2 protein-coding genes are annotated in these 2,065 nt (G+C 39.4%); both read left to right on the top strand.

Annotation, left to right across the window (positions count from 1 at the left end):
• On the top strand, positions 1–1,287 hold a 1,287-nt coding region (locus tag ACH0CI_RS28140; RefSeq protein ID WP_406902654.1), incomplete at its 5' end, for a type IV secretion system protein VirB4.
• Between the two features lie 3 nt (positions 1,288–1,290).
• A partial coding sequence (locus tag ACH0CI_RS28135; protein WP_406902653.1) for a lysozyme family protein occupies positions 1,291–2,065 on the top strand: 775 nt, incomplete at its 3' end.

Raw genomic sequence — 2,065 nt, 5'->3', positions numbered from 1 at the left:
CATTTTACTCACTTAGATGATCCATACGGCACGTATCAAGGAACAACCCGTACAGGTGGCAGCGTCATCTTTGATTTGTTTCATAAAGATCAACAACGAAAAAGTTATAATGCGGTGTTGATGGGCTTAATGGGCGCAGGTAAGTCCACGTTTTTAAAGAAAGTCACCACAGATAATGCCATTAAAGGCTATAAGATTCGAGGCTTTGATATTGTAGGAGAGTTTGAAAGTCTCGTTAGAGAATTAGGAGGGAAACAGATTGCCCTAGATGGATCGGAAGGGCAAATTAATCCCTTACAGGTATTTAAAACACATGAACATGAGATTAATAGCTTTACGCAGCATTTATCCAAACTAACTGTTTTTTATCGTTTTATTGCACCAGAAGCAAAAGATGATGAATTAAAAGAGTACGAAAAGCTCCTTCGTAAACTCTATATTCAAAAGCAGTTATGGAACGATGAAAAAGGCGCAAGTAATCATATTACAGGGCGTTCACCAGAAGCCTATCCAACGTTTAGTGAGTTTCTGCATCTCATTCGAAAAGAGTTATATACCGATGAGGAAACAAGAGAACACCATCCGAACTTAGGAGAGTACCGGAAGCGTAGACTTGAGCTAATCGAGCTGAACATTGAAAACTTGGTTGAAACGTACGCTCATTTGTTTGATGGCATTTCTACCATTGAAGATTTCAACGATGAACAAGTCGTATTTTTCTCCATCCGTTATTTATCCAAATTAAAAGATGAAATTGCACAGGCGCAGCTTTTCAATGTTATGAGTTTATTATGGGATGGCATGTTGCAGAATGGTGAACCTCAACTAGCTGCCTATACAAAAGGGACGTTAGCCTTTGAAGATGCCATTCGTTACTTAATTGTGATCGACGAAGCTCATCACATCGTCAACACGAAAAGGGGCAATGAACATGCTTTAGATTTCTTAACCGAATTTAGTCGAGAAGCACGTAAATACTTTGCAGGTTTGATCTATGCAAGTCATTTAATTAGTGACTTTGTGCCAGATGGATCGGAACAAACAGCGATTGAAAAAATTAAAAAGCTTTTTGATTTAACACAATATAAATTCATTATGCAGCAAGATGATAACAACTTAGATACGATTCAACGAGTGTTTAAAACAGGGATTACGGACAGCGAACTAGCTGAGATTCCGAAGCTGCCAATTGGGGATGTGCTGCTTTGTATTAAGTCTGTAAAAAACATTCTCTTTCATATTGAAATCGATGAGGAAGAAAAAGTGCTGTACGGTGGAGGTGCATAAGCCTTGCATATCGTCTTACAGCTTATTCCAAAGAAATATTTGATTGGAGGCACGTTGATCCTGTTAGGATTATCGGGCCTTTTAATCATGAGTACGATTGTAGCCATTACAGGTGAATTTGAAAAAGATAGTCAACAAAGTGAGGTAACGGAGATTGAAGGTGGAGGGATTGGCGTAGGAACGGCTAATGTGTCACCGGAGGTCATGAAGTATCAACCTTTGCTTGAAAAGTACGCACAAAAACATGGGTTAGATGCATCGTATGTGCCCATTATGATGGCACTCATGATGCAAGAAAGTGGAGGAAGAGGAAACGATCCAATGCAAAGTAGTGAATCCTTTTGCGGGTCAGTTGGATGTATTTCTAGCCCTGAATTATCGGTCGATAAAGGAGTTTTACATTTTAAAAGTGTTCTAGAAAAAGCGCATTATGACTTGAAGCTTTGCCTTCAGTCGTACAATTTTGGCGGTGGATTTATTAATTATGTCATGAAAAATGGAGGGAAATATACACCAGAGTTAGCGATTTCTTTTTCACAATCGCAATATCAAAAAGTAAAACATACAGGAAATTATCACTGTGTACGTCCCGAAATGGTACCTTACCAAGCTTGCTACGGCGACGCGAAGTATGTTGATGCCGTGCTGAAATATTACACTGGAACGATTACAGCTGATGGAAAACCAGCAGCTCCTGCGAGTGGAGGAAGTGGTGGTAAATCGGGTGTGAAAGTGATTGATGCAGGCAAAACGTTGATTGGTAAAACACGCTATGTAT

Source organism: Priestia sp. 179-F W1.4 NHS, from assembly GCF_045369295.1.
Taxonomy (GTDB): Bacteria; Bacillota; Bacilli; order Bacillales; family Bacillaceae_H; genus Priestia; species Priestia zanthoxyli.
The sequence above is the reverse complement of the archived record's forward strand: the minus strand, read 5'-3'. Positions and strand labels throughout refer to the sequence as shown.